The following is a 17,497-nucleotide window of genomic DNA, read 5'->3' as shown; positions in this document are numbered from 1 at the left end:
TGTGTGAGTGGCCCGCGCTCAACCCCCACCAAACTGCGTGCGATACTGCGCCGGCGTCATGCCTATCCGCTCACAGAACACCTTGCGCAAATGCCGGTCGCTGCCAAACCCGCACTGCGCCGCCACAACCTTTAACGGCAGGTCGCTGCCTTCGAGCAGCTTGCGCGCGCGGTCGATGCGCGCATTCTGCAGGTACTGCAGCGGCGTCATTCCCACCTCCCGCAGAAACGTCCGGGCAAAGTTACGCCCGCTCATGGCCACCAGTTCGGCCATTTTCTGCACGGTGAACGCCTGCTCGATGTGGTCGACTATATAGGCCTGCACCCGGGCAATCGGCGAGTCGTCGCGTGGTACCGCAGCCAGCAACGGCCCGTAAGGTGTCTGCCCGCCCTGACGATGACGGGCAACCAGCAGCACCTTGGCCACTTCCAGGGCCAGCGCCTTGCCATGGTCCTCGGCAACCACCGCCAGTGCCAGGTCGATCCCTGCAGTGATACCGCCCGAGGTGATCAGGCAGCGGTCCATCACATAAATCTGCTCGGTCTCCACCTTGGCCTCGGGAAACGCTTGTGCCAGGCGCTCCACGTAATTCCAGTGGGTGGTGCAGCGATAGCCATTGAGTAACCCGGCCCGCCCCAGCAGGAACACTCCGGTGCAGATGGCACCGAAGCGTTTGGCCTGGCGCACGGCCTTGGGTAGCCAGCGCTCGATCCCTGGCAATGCGACGGCATAGGCTCCTGGGCCGCCGGGCACCAGCAACAGGTCGACGGCTTCCGGCAAGTCTTCCAGGCGCCGGTCTGCCACTACCTTAAGGCCGCATGAGCCGCGTACCACCGCTTGTCCCTCGGCCAAGGTCAGCAGCCGATATTGCCGTTCTGCTGGCAAGAATCGGTTGGCGATGGCGAATGCATCCATGGGGCCGGTGACATCCAGCAGTAGCACATCGTTGAACAGCACCATGGCCACGGTGCGGTGGGCGGGTTTTTCCTGCATACCTCTTTCGCCTTGAATGCCGGCCGCTGGTAGCGGCCAAAAGCTGAATACGAAACGCATCTTAAGGTATCGGCAAAACGCTCAGGGCCAGCAGCGCACAATTAACAATAATTCAGGTTTGGCTCAGGACTTCGTCATGTGCCGGGGGCGAGACTTTCTGCATTGAACAGGAGAGTCGCCATGTACCCTGGGACGCCCGAAGCGCCGCTGCAAACCCCCGGCGCACTCACGCCCGCGCGGCTGCGCCGGGCCAAGGAGCTGATGTTGCACAGCCCGTTGTCGATCATTGAGATCGCCGCGGTATGCAACCTTACCCGCAGCCATTTTTCCCGCGCTTTCAAAGTCAACACCGGCCTTTCGCCGCAAGCCTGGCGCCTGCTGGCGCGCATGGAAAAGGCCAAGCGCTTGCTCGCCACTGAGGCACCTATCACCCATGTGAGCCTGGAATGCGGCTTTTGTGACCAGGCCCATTTCACCCGCGCGTTCAGCCGCCTGGTCGGCCAGCCACCCAAGGCCTGGCGGCAGGCGCAGGTACTTTCTTAAGCCGAAGCTATCCACCGGTATAACCCCTGCGGACAGTGCCGGCCCGTTATCCCAACCCAAGGAGTCACCCCCATGAGCCAACCCGATTACAAGCGCCTGAACAAAGACGACGCCGTGGTGCTGCTGGTCGACCACCAGACTGGCCTGATCTCGCTGGTGCAGGATTTTTCGCCCAACGAATTCAAGAACAACGTGCTGGCTTTGGGCGACCTGGCCAAGTTCTTTGGCCTGCCGACCATCCTCACCACCAGCTTCGAGCAAGGCCCGAATGGCCCGTTGGTGCCCGAGCTGAAAGAAATGTTTCCAGATGCGCCGTACATTGCCCGTCCGGGCCAGATCAACGCCTGGGACAACGAAGATTTCGTCAAGGCAATCAAGGCCACGGGCCGCAAGCAACTGATCATCGCTGGTGTGGTGACCGATGTGTGCGTGGCTTTCCCGACCCTGTCGGCGCTGGCGGAAGGCTTTGAAGTGTTCGTGGTGACCGATGCCTCGGGTACCTTCAACGAAACCGTGCAGCAAGCGGCTTGGGTGCGCATGACCCAGGCGGGTGCGCAGATGATGAACTGGTTCTCGGTGGCCTGCGAACTGCACCGCGACTGGCGCAACGATATCGAAGGGCTGGGCAACCTGCTGTCGCAGCGTATTCCCAACTACCGCAACCTGATGAACAGCTACGCAGCGCTCGCCTCGCGATGATGTAAACCTGTATCGGCCTCTTCGCGGGTAAACCCGCCCCTACCATGGCTGCGCCGACTGTAGGAGCGGGTTTACCCGCGAAGAGGCCGGCACAGGTTATGAGTGACTCACAGGCAGAAAGAAGCGAATCCGGCATCCACCCAACTGCGACACCAGCGCCTGCAACTGCCCGCCGTGGGCCTGAGCCACCGAACTGCAGATCGCCAAGCCCATCCCCATGCCACCGGTCTTGGTGGTATGAAACGCATCGAATACACGCTCCCGCTCGTCCGCTACGATCCCCGGTCCGTTGTCGTCCACGCAGATTTCCACCCCATCCTTGACCACCGCCGATCCAATCTTCAGCACCCCGTCACTGCGATACCCAGCCAATGCTTCCAGAGCATTGGTAATCAGGTTGAACACCAGCTGCTGCAACTGCACCGGGTCGGCTGTCACGCAGACCCCGGCCTGTAGCTGCGTCTGCACATTCACCTTGCCCTTGGCGGCATCGGCCGAGGTCAGGCGCACCACCTCGCGGATCAATTCGTCCAGCTTCACTGCCTTGAGTTGCATCGGCGACTGCTTGGCCAAGGACCGTAGCGCCCGCACGATGTTGCCGGCCCGTTCGCTGTCGTTGCGGATATCTTCCAGGCCGGCAATCGCTTCTTCCAGGTCGGGTTTGGCGCGTTTCAGCCAGCGCAGGCTGGCCGCGGCATTGGAGGCGATGCCCAGGAGCGGCTGGCTGATCTCGTGAGCGATGGACGCTGACAGCTCATTCATCGCCTGCAAGTGCGCACTGCGCGCCAGTTCCGCACGCGAGCGGCGCAACTCAGCCTCCATCTGTGCGCGGATCTGGTTCTCCTCGGCCAGGCGCGTGTAGAACTTGGCCGTTTGTAGCGACACCGCCGCCTGAGAGGCGAGGATCTCCAGCATGGCCAGGCGCTGACTGCCGAACAGGTTCGGCACAAGACGGTTTTCCAGGTACACCAGGCCGATCAGCACGCCCTGGATCACCAGCGGCAGGCACAGCACCGAGCGGGCGTTGCGTGCCTGCAGTTGTTGGCGGAAGGCCTCAGGGCACTCATCAAGGGCATCGTTGAGCACCAGCGGTTTGCGGGTGCGCATGGTGGCGTTGATGACTGACAGCGGTGCCTGGGTCATGAACTTCTGGCAGTTGTCCATGCTCACGTGCAGCCCGGCGTCGTCGATGTGGGCCAGGGCAGCCATCTGGAATTCGGCGCCGCTTACAATCAGCAACACGCCGCGATCGGCACCGGAGTGCTGGGTCAGATGGCCCATCAGGGTTTCGATCAGGCCTTCGAGCAGCACTTCCTCGGACAGTGCCCGCGCAGCTTCTATGCCGGCTTCGAGGTCCAGCTTGGCCTGGTGGGTGGCGCGATAGGTCTCCTGAATCGGTTGGGTGCGTAGAAACGGATGCAATGTCTCAAGCTGGTGCACCTTGCCGGTCGCGCCCCAGATATGGAAGCAGTCGCGAGCGATGCGCAGGTGCAGGTTGGCGCCGGAGATCAGGCCGTTGGGGATGCACACCTCGGCCAGCTGTTCATGGGCCAGTGCCTGCTCGTGGATGAAACCGGCAGCGGTGGCGGCAATTTGCGCCTGGTCGAAGCAGCGGATCGCGCCCAGGCCGTCGCCTTCGAGCTTGGCGATGACGCCTTCGATCAGCAACTGCTTGCTGCGGAAGGTGGCCGGGTTGAAGCCGGCCCAGCGGCTGAAGCGCTCGCGCAGGGCCTGTAGCTCGCGCAGCTTGTCGGCAAGGCTGCCGTGGGCTTCGGGGCTGCCCAAGGCCAGGCCGCGGAACAGATGATAGTCGGCCAGGTTGATGTGCGCCGGTGCCGCCCAGCTGTTGTCACCGGCCAATGCCAGGTCGCGCATGGCCTTCGGGATATTGCCCATGTAAAAGGCGCACATGGCGGCGAACAGGTGTTGGAAGAACCGCGTGGTGGGCGACCTGGAGGGGGCGGCCGGGGCCGGGCAGGGCAGGCCACTCAGGTTGGCGACGAACGCTTGCTGGGCCTGCAGGATCTGCTCGACATCGCGGTAGCCGTGGTGACGCACAGTGGCCAGGCCTTGCGCCACTTCCTCGACCACGTCCGGCAGGTAGCGGCCCATGAACAGCGAATCTGATACCAGATGGTTGCAGGCGTAGCAGCTCATCGCCAGGTCGCCGCTCAGGCGCGCCGAGTCGATGGCATCCAACGTGGTACGTCGGGCGAATTCCATGGGTGAGGTCCAGGCGCTGACCTGGTCCAGGGCCAGCAGCGCACTGGTCAAATCAGCTTCGAAACCGTGTCGCTCGATCAGCTTGAGCGCGGCCAGGCAACAGGCATGGCCATCATGGTAAGCGCCGAAACGTTCGGCAATCATCACCCCGTACCAGGCCATGCCGTAGGTGCTACCTGGGGCAACGCCGTGCAGCAGCGACATTTCCATCAGCTTGGCCAGGTGCAGGAAGCAGATGTCATCCTTCACGAAGAACGATGATGACAGGGTGGCCAGCAGGCTGATGGCAACCGTCACTTCCTCCGATTCGGTGCGCGGTAGCGACTCCAGGCAATGCCGACCTTTCTGTTCGACCAACGCCTGTACATGGGCGTGACTGGCCTCGACCTGTTGCCAGTCGACGCCCCGCACCGGGCTTATACCCAGTAAGTCCAGGCCGCTCAGGGCGCTGTCGATGGCTGCCTGATAGTCACCGCGCAAGGTATACAGCAGTGCCTGCAGCCGGCACGCTCGCGCCTGCTCCAACGCCGAGCGGGCACGCTGTCTGCATTCAGTGAGGCGTGCCTCGGCCGCGATCGTTCGTGACAGTTGCATGTCGCACTCCGTCGCCATGCAGGCGATGGCAAAGCCATGCGTGACGCGGCTTTCAAGCGTGGCGCCGTGGTGCAGCAACTGCTCGGCGGTGTGCAGGTAGCCTGCGGCCTGCTCGAAGGCGCCGGCGTCGCGTGCGCGTGATGCGGCCTCGCGTAAAAGCTGCAGGAACGCTTCGCAGTCATCCGCTGTAAACCCGCAGGGGGCGGCACGTTGCAGCTGGCTGGCGAGCTCGAACAGCCCCTCCTGCATGTAGTCTGGCCAAGCCTGGCGCATGGCCAGGGCGATGCGTGCATGCAGCGAGGCGCGCTCGTGCTCGGGCGTTAGTGCATAAGCGGCCTCCATCACCCGGTCATGAGTAAAGCCCAAGCCGTTCTGGCCCGGTTGCACGAAGCCGGCGCCAATCAAGGTTTTCAACGGTTCGCCTGGCGGCTGGGCGAGCAGCTGGCGAAGCAGGCGCTCATCGCAGTGGCTGCCCGCCGCGCTGACGACCCGCACAAGGTCGCGTTGCGGTGCTGGCAGGCGCCCCAGGCGGTGGACCATCAGGTCGGCCACATTGTCGGAATAGCAGTGCCGGGCCACAGCCTGCAGGCACCACGACCAGCGCATGGCCTGGGTGTCGAAGATGAACAGCTGGTCCTCGACCATGGCCCTGAGGATCTGGTTGATGAAAAACGGGTTGCCCGCCGTTTTGTCGTGCACCAGTTCGGCTAGCTGAAATGCCTCCTCGGGGGCAACGTGGTAGCGCTCGCCAATCAGCTCGGCCACCGCTCCAACGGCCAGCGGCCGCAGGTTCAGCGTGGTGCTGCGCACCGTTGCAGGTATGGCCAGCGGTGCGCTGGTGGTGGGCGTATCGTTGCACCGGGTAAAAATCAGCAGCAGGTTGGCCGGCGCTTCAGCCAGCAGTTGGGCCAACAGTTGTCGGGTGGCGTCGTCGGCCCATTGCAGGTCGTCAAAGAACAGCACCAGCGGTTGGCCAGGCCGGGTGAAAACCTGCAGGAATTCAATGATCGCGTGCAGTTCCTTCTGCAGCGCAAGGCGCGTGGGCTTGGCGGGTAATTGGGGCAGTGGGCCGAGAATCAGTTGCAGGTCCGGGGCCAGCTTGCCGAGCAGGCGGCCATGACCTTTGATGCGGCGCAGGATTTCGCGGCGCAGGGTGTCGAGGTCCTGACTGTTCTTGGCCAGCAACTGGGTGGTCAGGGCGCCGAGTACTTCGATCCAGGGCGTGTAGGGCACAGCTTGGGCTTGGCTGTTGCACTTGCCGACGGCCCAGTAACCTTCAGCGTTGACCTTGAGCGCTGCTTCGACAAGGCTCGACTTGCCCATGCCAGCAGCGCCGTTGATGACCAGGGCTTGTGGTTTGCTATGGCGATGCAAGGCCCTGAGCAGCAGGGTAATGGCCTTTTGCTCGGCGCCGCGGCCGTACAGGCGTGCGCGGCCAGGCGCTACCGGGTCGGCGCAACCTGGCGTGAAGGGTGCCAGGATTTTGTGGGCGGCCCACTGCCGCTGGCAGTGAGCCAAGTCCACTGCAAGGGCGCGCGCGCTCTGGTAGCGGGCGTCCGGCTCTTTGGCCAAGGCCTTTGCCAGGATGAGGCTGAGGGGTGGCGGCACGTTGCTGTCCACTTCGCAGGCCGCACGCGGCTTCACACCCGCATGCAGCTGTCGCCAGTGCTGGGTGTCACGCCCGGCCAGTGGCAGCTCGCCCAGCAATAACTGGTAGAGGATCGCGCCCAGGGCATAGATGTCACTGCGTCGGTCGCTGGTGCTACCGTGCGGGCAAACCTGTTCCGGTGCCAGGTAGGCCCAATTGCCGAGCGGGGTGCCCTGTTCGCTGATCCGCTCTGCCGGGTCGGCGCGAAAGAAGCCCAGTCGCACCCGCTGGTGGGCGCCCAGGCACACATGCCCGGGCTGCAGTGTACCGTGCAGCACATTGGCTTCGTGCGCTTGCGCCAACGCGAGGGAGGCGTTCACCGCGATGTCGAGAAACGGCTCCAGCGCCGCAGGGCCTTCCGCGATCAGGTCGGCGACTGAGCGCACGGCCGGGTACACCAGCAATGGGCCCTCAGCCGAGCGCACGAACGCAGAGGGGATCACAGCCCATTGCGGGTCCAGTTGCAGGCGGTAGTCACGTTCCAGGCGCTGACAGGCGGTAGGGGCCTCGAGCGGGGCGCGCACGGCAATCCAAGCCTGATTTGTGGCTGGGTCGCGCAGGCGGAAATAGCTGAGTTCACCTTCCTGGCCCAGCGCGCTGATCTCGCACTGGTTCAGCCAGCCTTCGTCGATTGACTGATCGTAATCGATGGGCCTGTGGGCAAGGCGTTCATCGAGCATAAAGCACCCCCGCTAGCGACATCCTGAGGCGCGAGTATACGCAGCGGGCCCAGCATGAATGCGGGATACAGCCTGCTTGGCAGGAACGGGCACGCTGTTGTCCGTTATCGTCCCCTGAGGGTTGGCGGGCTTTTGTATAGTCCTCAGGCCAACCTATCCCTCGGGATAATTGTCTGAATGCGTATGCTGGCTTAGGCTGCCCATGCAGCGAAAACGCCCGTGCCCGCGCGAGGAAGCCATGATCCGAATAGGCAATGCCCTGGTGTCGCTGGAGCGGCGCGAAGTCTATGTCGACGGCAAGCCGATCCTGTTGGGGGGGCGTGCTTTCGAAGTGCTGGCCACGCTGATCAGGGCCAGGGGCCGCGTGGTCGGCAAGGACGAGCTGTTCAGTCAGGTGTGGGCTGGTACGGTGGTTGAGGACAATAACTTGCAGGTGCAGGTGTCCTTGCTGCGCAAGGCCTTTGGCGACCGCGGCCTGATCCAGACCGTGCCGCGCCGGGGCTACCGTCTGGCCGCGCAGATCAGCCTCGAGGTGCCGGGTCAGGCACTGGGTGGGTCGTTGCTGCACACCATGGCCGAGGCTGTCGAGCCGCTCGATGAGCGCGTGAACGTGCCGGTGCTGGTCGTGGATGACGACCCGTCGGTGCGCACCGCTTTGGGCCGGCTGTTGCGCTCGCAGGACATCCCGCATCACTTGTTTGCCAGCGCCGAGGCCCTGTTCGAGGCCCGCCTGGAAACCCCCTGTGCCTGCCTGCTGCTGGACATGCACTTGCCGGGTACAAGCGGCCTGGAGGTACAGGATGCGCTGTGCCGGCTGGCGCTGCCCTGGCCGATCGTGTTCATGACCGGCTTCGGCACCATCCCGATGACAGTCCAGGCCATGCGCGCCGGAGCGGTGGAGTTCCTGACCAAGCCGTTCGATGAAGACCAGTTGCTGACCTTGTTGCAGACAGTGCGCGCCCGTGCCGTGGCCGAAGGCCGCAAGTGGCTCCATGCGCGGCAGGTCGAGGAAAAGTACCAGCGCCTGACTCAGCGTGAGCGCCAGGTCTTCTCGCTGGTGGTAGGCGGCTTGTCGCACAAGCAGATTGCCAGGCAGATCGGCACCAGTGAGGTGACGACCAAGGTGCACAAGAAGAACATCATGAACAAGATGCAGTCCCGCTCGTTGCTGGAGCTTGCGGCCATGCACAACCTTCTCGGCGCGCGGTCTGAGAGCCTGGGCAGCGCATGAGCAGAGTGGTGTGCATCGTCGACGACGATGCCTCGGTGCGCAAAAGCCTGGCCAACCTGCTGCGCTCGGCGGGGTTCGAGACCTTGTCGTTTTCCGCCGCGGACGCCTTCCTGGCCTCGCCACTGGCGGGCGAGGCGGGCTGTGTGTTGCTTGACCTGAAGATGCCGGGGATGAGCGGGCTGGAGGTACAGCGTGAGCTGGCACAGCGGGGGTGGCGCTTGCCGGTGATTTGCATGTCGGCACATTGGGACGATGGCTCGGTACGGGCAGCGATGGGCCTTGGGGCACTGGCCTGCCTGGGCAAGCCGTTTTCTGAAGAGGTGCTGCTGAAGGTGGTTGAAGAGGCTTTGGCCGGCGGTCAGTGAGGTTAAGCCCGCGAAGAGGCCTTACGCTTTAAGACCCCTCACAGCACACCTGCGCAATCAATCTCTGGATAAATGCGCAATGCTCCGCAGGTTGATCGATTAGCGAGCCCCCTTGCCATGCCACGCTTGAAACCCTTTCTCGACCCCCATCCCCCAACCCTGACCGCCATCGGCCTGCTGTTCATGCGGGTAACGGCTGCCTTGCTGTTGCTGTTCATTCACGGCCTGCCCAAGCTGTTGGACTGGAGCGAGGAATTGCAGCGCATCGAAGACCCCTTCGGCCTGGGCGCGACACTGACCTTGGCCTTGGCTGTGTTTGCCGAGGTGGTTTGCCCACTGCTGCTGCTACTGGGGATCGCTGCACGTCTGGCTTGCCTGCCCGTGCTGGCGGTGTTGCTGGTGGCGCTGGTGGTGGTGCACCCGGACTGGACACTGGAGCAGGGCCAGTTTGCCTGGTTACTGGTGGCGCTTTATGGCGGCTTGGCCTTGACAGGGCCTGGGGTTTACTCAGTTGCCGGATGCATCTGGCGGAACAGGGTTACCTGACCGGTTTCGGGACTGCAAAGCAGCCCGGCAATCTAACTGCTCCCTGGCCGGTACTGCAGGGCCTCGGCCAGGTGCGTCCGGCCAATCGTCTCGCATCCCTCCAGGTCCGCCAACGTCCGCGCCACCTTCAACAACCGGTGCGCCGCCCGTAGCGACAAGGTCAGCCGCTCGCAGGCCCCTTCCAGCCAGACTTGGTCCGCTGCTACCAACCCACAGTGGTGCCTTAAACCTTCAAGGTCTAGAAATGCATTTGCACACCCTTGTCGGCTGTGCTGCAGCTCCCGCGCTTCAGCCACCCTGACGGCGACATCGGCACTGGTTTCACCGCAGGGCTGGTTGTTCAACGTAGTGCTTTCGCGAGCCACGGTCAGGTGCAGGTCGATGCGGTCCAGCAGTGGCCCGGACAGTTTGTTGCGATAGCGCGCGATCTGCTCGGTGCTGCAGCGGCAGCGGCCAGTGGGGTCGCCCAGGTAGCCGCAAGGGCAGGGGTTCATCGCCGCCACCAGCTGGAAGCGCGCAGGAAAACGCACCTTGTCACGGGCACGGGCAATCACGATTTCGCCTGACTCCAGTGGCTCGCGAAGCACTTCCAGTACACGCCGCTCGAACTCCGGAAGTTCGTCGAGAAACAACACGCCGTGATGGGCGAGCGTGATTTCACCTGGTTGCGGTCGGCTACCGCCACCGACCAGCGCCGGGCCGGACGCAGAGTGATGGGGGTGGCGAAAGGGCCGCTGTGGCCAGCTGTTCAGCGGCGCTTTCCCGCTGACTGACTGGATTGCCGCCACTTCCAGCGCTTCGTGCTCGTCCAGCGGTGGCAGCAGCCCGGGCAGGCGGCTGGCGAGCAAGGTTTTGCCGGTGCCGGGCGGCCCGGTGAACAGCAGGTTGTGCGCCCCGGCCGCAGCCAGCAGCAAGGCACGCTTGGCTGCCAGTTGGCCCTGCACTTCGCTCAGATCCGGGTAGGGGCGTTGCTGCAGGATCAGGCCGTTGGCTGCGTAGGGCGGCAGCGGCACCTGGCCGTTCAGGTGGGCGACCAACTCCAGCAGGTGGCCCACCGCATACACCACCAACCCGCCGGCCAGGCTGGCTTCCTCGGCATTTTCCCGTGGTACCACCAGCGCCCGGCCTGCCTCGCGTGCCGCCAGTGCCGCAGGCAGCACGCCCTGCACCGGCCGCAATTTCCCCGACAGCGCCAGTTCGCCCAGGCATTCCATATCGGCCAGGGTGGCAATCGGCACCTGGCCGTCGGCGGCAAGGATGCCCAGGGCAATGGCCAGGTCATATCGGCCGCCATCCTTGGGCAGGTCGGCGGGGGCGAGGTTCTGGGTAATGCGCCGCTGCGGGTACTTCAGCCCGGAGTTGACGATGGCGCTGCGCACCCGGTCCTTGCTTTCCTTGACTGTGGTTTCCGGCAGGCCGACCAGGGTGAGATGAGGCAGGCCGTTGGTCAGGTGGGTTTCGACGCTGACCGCCGGTGCCTGCACGCCTACCTGGGCGCGGCTGTGGACGAGGGCTAGGGACATGAACACTCCGTTGTTGCTGGTAATGCCGCTTCCTGCGGCTGGGCAAAGAATAGCCAGTGCTGCCACGGCAGGCGCAACAAGTGTGCATCGTGGTTTTTCAGGGCAGGGGTTTTCCCTGCGTTTTCATGGGCTTCGGCAAAAATTGATCCAATAGGTTTCGCGCAGGTACCAGCTATGGCTTAGTTTTATGGGCAAATTGCCTTGCGCCGGAGCTTGCGGTGTTCGGCACACCTGTAGCGGTTGAGAAAGGAAATCTGGAACATGATCTGCTTGATGATATACGCCGTTGTGCCCCGGCCATTTCATCGTGTTAGCGCCGGAGGTTGACGAACGAATGAGCTCATTACGGCTTGGCCGCACCGAACACCGCGCTTATCTGGTTAATGCGTTTCGGTACCGGAGCACAGTTCCATCAGTCGCAAGCTAGCTTCTGCTATGGAACTCGTGCGTGAGTCTGATGATTAAAACTCGGCCATTTTCTGTATAGAGCCACACCGAGACACTTAACTGCAAACTATCTTATAGATGTTTTGCAAGTCTTCGTATGGCCCCTTAGCCGAAAGGGGGTATGGTGAAATGACGCAAATAAACCGTGAAAAGGCATAGTTTCGTTTCCAGCATGTTCGCTGCGTCCCACGGATACTGTTCTATAGGTTCCAAATAAAATGTCGCAGTTTAGATTCCCTCATAGCCGCCCTGTTTCTAATTTTGCGCACTGTCGACCCGACCAGTGAACCTAACTTTCGCAGCTACCTAATTATTATCCACTCATGCAGACAAAGATTAAAAACGAGGCTAGCATAAGATTCCACAACACAACCAATAGACACCGCATCGCCATCGGGAACCTATCTACCTCCCTTGAATCAACCAGCCCTCTATACACGAATACCTTTGGCATAGTCAGCAATATCGACACCGTGCAGATCCGCATGACACGCCCAATCAAGCCCGCCCGCGAATACAGATTTTTATTCCCCATCACAAAGCTAGAGTTGGAAAGCATTGTTTCTATAAGCTCTAGGTAACGATACGATAAATACACTAACACCAAGAGCGATAGTGTCGCCAAAACAAAACTACCCAATACAACGAGTTCCGCAATAGTGATTGTCATGGATTTACACTGCGATAAAGTATGTCACCAAAATATTCCCCGCCTTGTCCACCCTTGTCCCCACCAATCTTGCCACCTAAAGTCCCACCCAATACAGCACAAGCTAACGCACCACTACCTCCAGTAGGAATACCCAACACCGCAGTACAAACCACTGTAGCTATAGCACCTCCAACGGCTCCCCCTGCGGCGCTGCCGCCAATGCTGCCTATCAAGGCGCCCCCTTCGACATACCTGGCTTGCACACACTCATCTTCTCGCCCAAGGGTGCACGCTTGATGGATACTCAATCCTGTTGCAGCCACATCTAGCCCGATACCGATATAAGTGCCCTTCTTTATGAGATTAGCAGCCTTGGAAACTCCAGCGATCTTTTCCGCATACCCAACAATTTCACCAGAGTGCAGATAACTCTTCGTGGAAATCCCTAGCGTTCTCTTTGCTTTCCCCTTTTTACGCAATCCCGAACCGTATGCCGCTAGCCTATCCAGCTGCTCCTCCAACCTAATGAACAAAACCATCCGCTTGGCATAAAATTCATCACGCGCTTTGATCGTGCCGCCCCCCAAGTAATCTCGATGAAGCTGCTCAACCTGCCCGAGTGTTTCCTTGATTGCATCGAGATGCCTGCTCCAGCCGTCACTTACTGCGCCTGCCCCCATCGACGCATGAGCAAGAAAACTATTCAACATTTCGTAGTTATCCAATAAAAAATCATCCACCCCAGCACCATTGACCTCGAGTAGATGATGAATCCCTTCTGCCTGAGACATTAAAAATGCTTCATGACTTGTACAGGAGGGCGTGGTTGGATCACCTACAATAACCAGTTCACCACCTACCACCACACTATTGACGATATGCGCATTCAACACATCAAACTTGCCGCGCTGATTGGCCGTCATGGGCGTATCGGCCTTCAGCGAATCATATGACTGCGTGTGCGAATTAATGAAGCTGCGTGCCTCGGACATGGTCGCACCTCACGCATACTTCTTGTTGTTGATACGGTCCCAACCGCCCGTGACGTTGCCGCCCGCGCTGCCGTCGAGGCGCTTCTGCCGCGTGTAGGTGGTTTTGATCCGCCCGTAGTTTAGCTGTACGACTTCCATCGGGACGCCGGAACTGGCGCTCTGGGCGTAGTCGGCGATGATCACTTCTTCGAGAACGACTTCGTAGTACTTGAGCTTGTCGGTACCAGCACGGCATACCACCAGCTTCACTTCCTTTAGGTGCTGGCCGGCACAACTGGCTTCAAGAAGCTTGCAGCTGGCACTGTCCAGGTATTTGGTGAAGGTGAAATTGGTGAGGGTGGTGCGCCCTGAAGATGCACCACCCGCAGAGCTTGCGGTGGCTGAGGTGCTTTGGCTGGCACCGAATTTATAGCCGACGATTTCGATCCAGTTGGCGTATTGCTGGTCCAGCGCTTCGCCAGTGATTTCCGCGATTTGGATATAGGCATCGAAAGCCATGTGTTCCACTCCCTGGTAACAATTGGTCTGAAAATGACAATGACGTTGCTCGGACAGCGTCGTTTAAGGCTTGTTCCTCAAGCACGGCGGATTGGACTGCTTGTGCCGATGGGACTGGTGTAAAATAGTCACACCGAATCGCTGCCGCAAGCAGGCGAGATTAAGTTTGCGAAATTGCCTACAAATTTGCCGATAAATCCCGCTCGATCACATTAGAAGATGTTTCTTGAAAAGTTCTTGGATGGCAGTTCGGCGCTGCGTGGAGCAGGACCCTATTGGGTATGGATATCAAATCGATATCCATTGTTCGAAGGTCTAAATTTTTGGCTTATTGAAGATTTTCTATTCATTGAAAAGTATCGGAGCGTTTGCTAGATGAGAATCTACCTTTGGCAATCTCATGCTCAGCGGTTAGCTCTGTGGAGGATTTGGTGGAGCAGGCTATAGGCTGCTAGCTTTTTGCCTGATTACCATTTTTAAAATGGTCAAGGTGGTATTCAGTTTGATGTGGATGTTGCAGCGTTCTAACTAGTCGTATCTCGTCCGAATTTTCTGCAGCTATTTCGAAAACCTGCTGCCGCCGCCGCCCCGCACCGGGCGCAATTTCCCCGACAGCGCAGGTTCGCCAAGGCATTCCAAATCGGCCAAGGTGGCAATCGGCACTAGGCCGTCGGCAGCTAGGTTCTGGGTAATGCGCCGCTGCGGGTACTTCAGCCCGGAGTTGACGATGGCGCTGCGCACCCGGTCCTTGCTTTCCTTGACTGTGGTTTCCGGCAGGCCGACCAGGGTGAGATGAGGCAGGCCGTTGGTCAGGTGGGTTTCGACGCTGACCGCCGGTGCCTGCACGCCTACCTGGGCGCGGCTGTGGACGAGGGCTAGGGACATGAACACTCCGTTGTTGCTGGAAAATGCCGCTTCCTGCGGCTGGGCAAAGAATAGCCAGTGCTGCCACGGCAGGCGCAACAAGTGTGCGTCGTGGTTTTTCAGGGCAGGGGTTTTCCCTGCGTTTTCATGGGTTTCGGCAAAAATGGATCCAATTGGCTTTGCGCAGTCGTCAGGTATGACTTAGTGTTGTTGGGCAACCGCAGTTGCCATGGGATGGCACTGCTTCTTCTTTCAAATGGATTTGAGGTATTGCTCCGTGCAAACGCTCACCCGCACGCACAAGGTAATTCGCGAACTGGTGCAGGCCAGTGCATTCATTGAACTCAACCGCTTTTTCGACAGGCTCGAGGCTCAGTGGCGCCAAGCCCCGCCCGGCGAGTTCCCGGCCTACCTGGCGGCCATTGAAGGGCACATGCTGCTCGATCAGGAAAACAAGAGTGACAGGGCGCTGAGCCAAGTGCTCAGAGCCTGGATTGACGCCTGCCCCAGGGCTTACCACCCACAAGTGGTAATGGGCATGCACTGCTTCCACCGCGCCTGCCAGGTGCAGGTTGATGGCCCACGCAACGCTGCACGCTTGCTGGCTGTTGCGCAAATTTGTGAATCCGCCACCGCGCACCTGTTGCGTGCAATGGACCGCGCTGCGCGCCCCGTGGCAGCGGCCATTGGCATGCTGCGCATCAGTGCGCAGTTCCATGAGCCAGGTTGGTTGCTCCAACTGTTTCAGGGGGAGCCTGCACGCTTCAGGCCCAGTGCACATGCCGATGTAGAGGTGCAGGAAGCTGCAGCGCCGTTGCTGGTGAGGCATGGGTTGTTGGCCTTGGCCGAGCTGCCACAGGCGCTGCCGCTCTACCTGGGCAAGCGGGTCGATCATGAACACGAAGATCCTCGCCATTACTGGCTGCGCCATGCGCTGATTGCCCGCCCCGGTTGCTTCGAAGCGATCCAGGCCCTTGCTGTGTACCTGCTGCCCCACTGGGGCGGCAGCCTCGATGCGTTCGAGCTGTTGATCAGTGGCCCCTTATGCGCAACCTGGGACGAGCGCTTGCGTAATGCGCTGCGCTGGATGGCCGTCGAAGGCCGCCTGATGCTGCCACACGCTGCCCCGTTGCAGACCGTCACCGACTGGCAGCAGGTGGTCGAAGACTGGTCAGAGCGCCCGTTAAGGCCCAGAGAGCGTACCGTCGTTTTGGCATGGCGGGGGGCGCTGCGCAGCAGGGTATCGGGAGACCATGCTGGCGCTATGCGCGACTTTGCCGCGAGCTTGGCGTGCAATGCCGATCTCGGCGCCATCCGCGCCATGGGCGTGCCTTTTCGCTGTTTGGTCGAGCTGATACTGCGTGATGGTATGGCAGATGAGAAGCAACTGTTACACGGCGCCATTGAGCGCCTGTGTGACGGCCGTTCACATGCTGCTGCCTGTGCATTGCGCGCGGCCGGGCACCGTTTCGGGCTGTGGGCGCTGCCACGCTCGGCCGAGCAGGCAAGGCTATGGTTGCAACGGGCGGTGAATCGCCAGTGCGCGGGTCAGGCACCGGGGTTCGAAGTGCTTGAAGTGGCACGGTTGCTGTGGGCAGCCAACCGCCATGAAGTGGCCTGCTACCTGTATGAACGCTGCGCCGAACTGAACCTGCCGGGTGCTGCCTTAGCCTTGTATGAACTGCACCGTGGCGGCCTGGCCAACACCCCGGCGCATTACCTGGATGACGAGGCAGCCGGGTATTGGCTGCAGCGTGCGGTGGAGGCGGGCAGCAGGCAGGCCAAGTACAACCTCGCCTGCCTGCGCATGGATGGCGATGAGGATTTGAACGAGCGCAGTGCCATGCTGGCGGTCAGGCGACTGCTTGTCGACGCGCTGGGCAACCCGCAGATCAACGCGCGTGCGCGTTTGCATCTGGGGATTCTGTTACGCCGGTTTGGTGAAGTGCAGGAGCGGACCGAGGCGGTTGCTTACCTGCTGAGCCTGGTCGAGCACCCGGACCCGTGGCTTGCCGGGCGTGCCTGCGCCGAACTGGGGCTGGCCTGGATGCAGGGGCGTGGCACCCGCAAGCAAAGCCGCTTTGCCGCCATCGAATGGGTCAACCGAGCGGTCAGCTTGCAGCCACGGGATACGGCCATTGGTGATATCCAGGCCGAGATCCTCAATTCGCACAACCGGGTGAAGACGCTGTTTACTCAGTGCGGGGCGGCGTTGTTCCGCGGCACACTGCATGCAAGTGAGCTACCACCGAAACAGGCCTTCCCCCACACCGGGTCGTTGCGGGTTCAGCCTGCATCGAACCGTCTCAGGCACGTACATAGACCCAGGCTGTCAGGCCCGATGCAAGGGTGACGGCAACGCGCTTGTAGTCGGCAACTTCATAGCGGTCCGCCGCTGCCAGTTCGTCTTCGCTGATCTGGAAGACCATGCCGGCCACGCTGTCGTTGGCCTGGCCGCTGGGGGAAACGATGGGATGATGGGACTTGCCGCTGGTCGCCAGTACGCCAGGGTCGGTGATCTCGACCCAGTCCAGGCGGTAGCCCGGCATACGGTCGGCCTGGCCGTTCAGCTCACGGCCAAAGTTGGCCAGTTGCACGGCTTTATCCTGCAAGGTTCCGTAGGAAAACAACAGTACCGGGTATGCGCTTGAGGGCTGCATTCACTCATCCTGTGAGGTTGGGTTCAGCCGGGCTTCCAGTTCGGCTACCTGTTTTTCCAAGGCCTCGAGGCGTGCGCGGGTACGCGCCAGTACGACCATCTGGCTGTCGAATTCGTCACGGCTGACCAGGTCCAGCTTGCTGAAGGCGCCTTGCATCAACACTTTGAACTGGCTTTCCAGTTCCGCACGGGGCTGGGCGGCATCGCTGCTGAACAGGCGCGAGGCCTGGTCGCTCAGGGCATCGAGAAGGGCTTTGGGCGCGAGCATGGGGCTGTCCACTGAAACGGAGAAATGGCCGCCAGTGTAGCACGCACAAACCTGGCGCCTGAGTGCACATTG

The 17,497-nt window shown here is 61.2% G+C and carries 13 protein-coding genes and 1 pseudogene; 6 read left to right on the top strand and 8 right to left on the bottom strand.

Features of this window, described 5'->3' with window-relative positions:
- Positions 1–18: 18 nt before the first annotated feature.
- Complete coding sequence (locus ACE4QZ_RS26995; protein WP_021784863.1) at positions 19–993, bottom strand: GlxA family transcriptional regulator; 975 nt, start codon at positions 991–993, stop codon at positions 19–21.
- A 180-nt stretch (positions 994–1,173) separates the two neighbouring features.
- On the opposite strand from ACE4QZ_RS26995, the gene ACE4QZ_RS26990 reads away from it, so the two are divergent.
- Entirely contained in the window at positions 1,174–1,536 is a 363-nt protein-coding gene (locus ACE4QZ_RS26990; protein ID WP_012054076.1) for a helix-turn-helix domain-containing protein, read from the top strand.
- Between the two features lie 72 nt (positions 1,537–1,608).
- Entirely contained in the window at positions 1,609–2,235 is a 627-nt protein-coding gene (gene ycaC, locus ACE4QZ_RS26985; protein ID WP_003253573.1) for an isochorismate family cysteine hydrolase YcaC, read from the top strand.
- Positions 2,236–2,331: 96 nt separating this feature from the next.
- On the opposite strand, the gene ACE4QZ_RS26980 is transcribed toward ycaC, so the two are convergent.
- Complete coding sequence (locus tag ACE4QZ_RS26980; RefSeq protein WP_021784862.1) at positions 2,332–7,380, bottom strand: ATP-binding sensor histidine kinase; 5,049 nt, start codon at positions 7,378–7,380, stop codon at positions 2,332–2,334.
- A gap of 238 nt (positions 7,381–7,618) precedes the next feature.
- Between ACE4QZ_RS26980 and ACE4QZ_RS26975 the strand changes: the two genes are divergently transcribed.
- The 3 genes from ACE4QZ_RS26975 (at position 7,619) to ACE4QZ_RS26965 (ending at position 9,522) form a co-directional block, all read left to right on the top strand.
- A complete protein-coding gene (locus tag ACE4QZ_RS26975; protein WP_021784861.1) occupies positions 7,619–8,611 on the top strand; it encodes a response regulator in 993 nt (330 codons plus the stop codon).
- Positions 8,608–8,976, top strand: coding sequence for a response regulator transcription factor (locus ACE4QZ_RS26970; RefSeq protein ID WP_031322660.1), 369 nt, complete (start codon positions 8,608–8,610; stop codon positions 8,974–8,976). Before ACE4QZ_RS26975 ends, ACE4QZ_RS26970 begins: the two co-directional genes overlap by 4 nt.
- Before the next feature lie 117 nt (positions 8,977–9,093).
- A complete protein-coding gene (locus ACE4QZ_RS26965; RefSeq protein ID WP_021784859.1) occupies positions 9,094–9,522 on the top strand; it encodes a DoxX family protein in 429 nt (142 codons plus the stop codon).
- A 32-nt stretch (positions 9,523–9,554) separates the two neighbouring features.
- Here ACE4QZ_RS26965 and ACE4QZ_RS26960 read toward each other — a convergent pair whose 3' ends face one another.
- From ACE4QZ_RS26960 to ACE4QZ_RS26945, 4 genes and pseudogenes are all read right to left on the bottom strand, one after another.
- A complete protein-coding gene (locus ACE4QZ_RS26960) occupies positions 9,555–11,045 on the bottom strand; it encodes a YifB family Mg chelatase-like AAA ATPase (RefSeq protein WP_021784858.1) in 1,491 nt (496 codons plus the stop codon).
- A gap of 1,113 nt (positions 11,046–12,158) precedes the next feature.
- The gene (locus ACE4QZ_RS26955; RefSeq protein ID WP_021784856.1) at positions 12,159–13,136 is read right to left on the bottom strand and encodes a hypothetical protein; all 978 of its coding nucleotides are present in this window, start codon (positions 13,134–13,136) and stop codon (positions 12,159–12,161) included.
- Between the two features lie 9 nt (positions 13,137–13,145).
- Positions 13,146–13,634 (bottom strand): Hcp family type VI secretion system effector, encoded by a 489-nt coding sequence (locus ACE4QZ_RS26950; protein WP_028698276.1) that lies wholly within the window; start codon positions 13,632–13,634, stop codon positions 13,146–13,148.
- A gap of 585 nt (positions 13,635–14,219) precedes the next feature.
- A pseudogene (locus ACE4QZ_RS26945) lies at positions 14,220–14,519 on the bottom strand (magnesium chelatase domain-containing protein); the annotation flags it as partial.
- A 256-nt stretch (positions 14,520–14,775) separates the two neighbouring features.
- Here ACE4QZ_RS26945 and ACE4QZ_RS26940 point away from each other — a divergent pair.
- Positions 14,776–16,851 carry a DUF4034 domain-containing protein gene (locus tag ACE4QZ_RS26940; RefSeq protein ID WP_021783506.1) on the top strand — a complete coding sequence of 692 codons (2,076 nt, stop codon included), beginning with the start codon at positions 14,776–14,778 and terminating at the stop codon, positions 16,849–16,851.
- Here ACE4QZ_RS26940 and ACE4QZ_RS26935 read toward each other — a convergent pair.
- Both ACE4QZ_RS26935 and ACE4QZ_RS26930 read right to left on the bottom strand, forming a co-directional pair.
- Complete coding sequence (locus ACE4QZ_RS26935) at positions 16,805–17,158, bottom strand: gamma-glutamylcyclotransferase family protein (protein WP_021783507.1); 354 nt, start codon at positions 17,156–17,158, stop codon at positions 16,805–16,807. The two genes, ACE4QZ_RS26940 and ACE4QZ_RS26935, sit on opposite strands and share 47 nt — an antisense overlap.
- Positions 17,159–17,425 (bottom strand): accessory factor UbiK family protein, encoded by a 267-nt coding sequence (locus ACE4QZ_RS26930; protein WP_003253640.1) that lies wholly within the window; start codon positions 17,423–17,425, stop codon positions 17,159–17,161.
- Positions 17,426–17,497: the final 72 nt, after the last annotated feature.

This window comes from Pseudomonas sp. DCA-1 (genome assembly GCF_046523955.1).
In the GTDB taxonomy this organism is placed as follows: domain Bacteria; phylum Pseudomonadota; class Gammaproteobacteria; order Pseudomonadales; family Pseudomonadaceae; genus Aquipseudomonas; species Aquipseudomonas putida_Y.
Note: the sequence above shows the minus strand (reverse complement) of the source record. Positions and strands in the feature narration are given on the sequence as shown.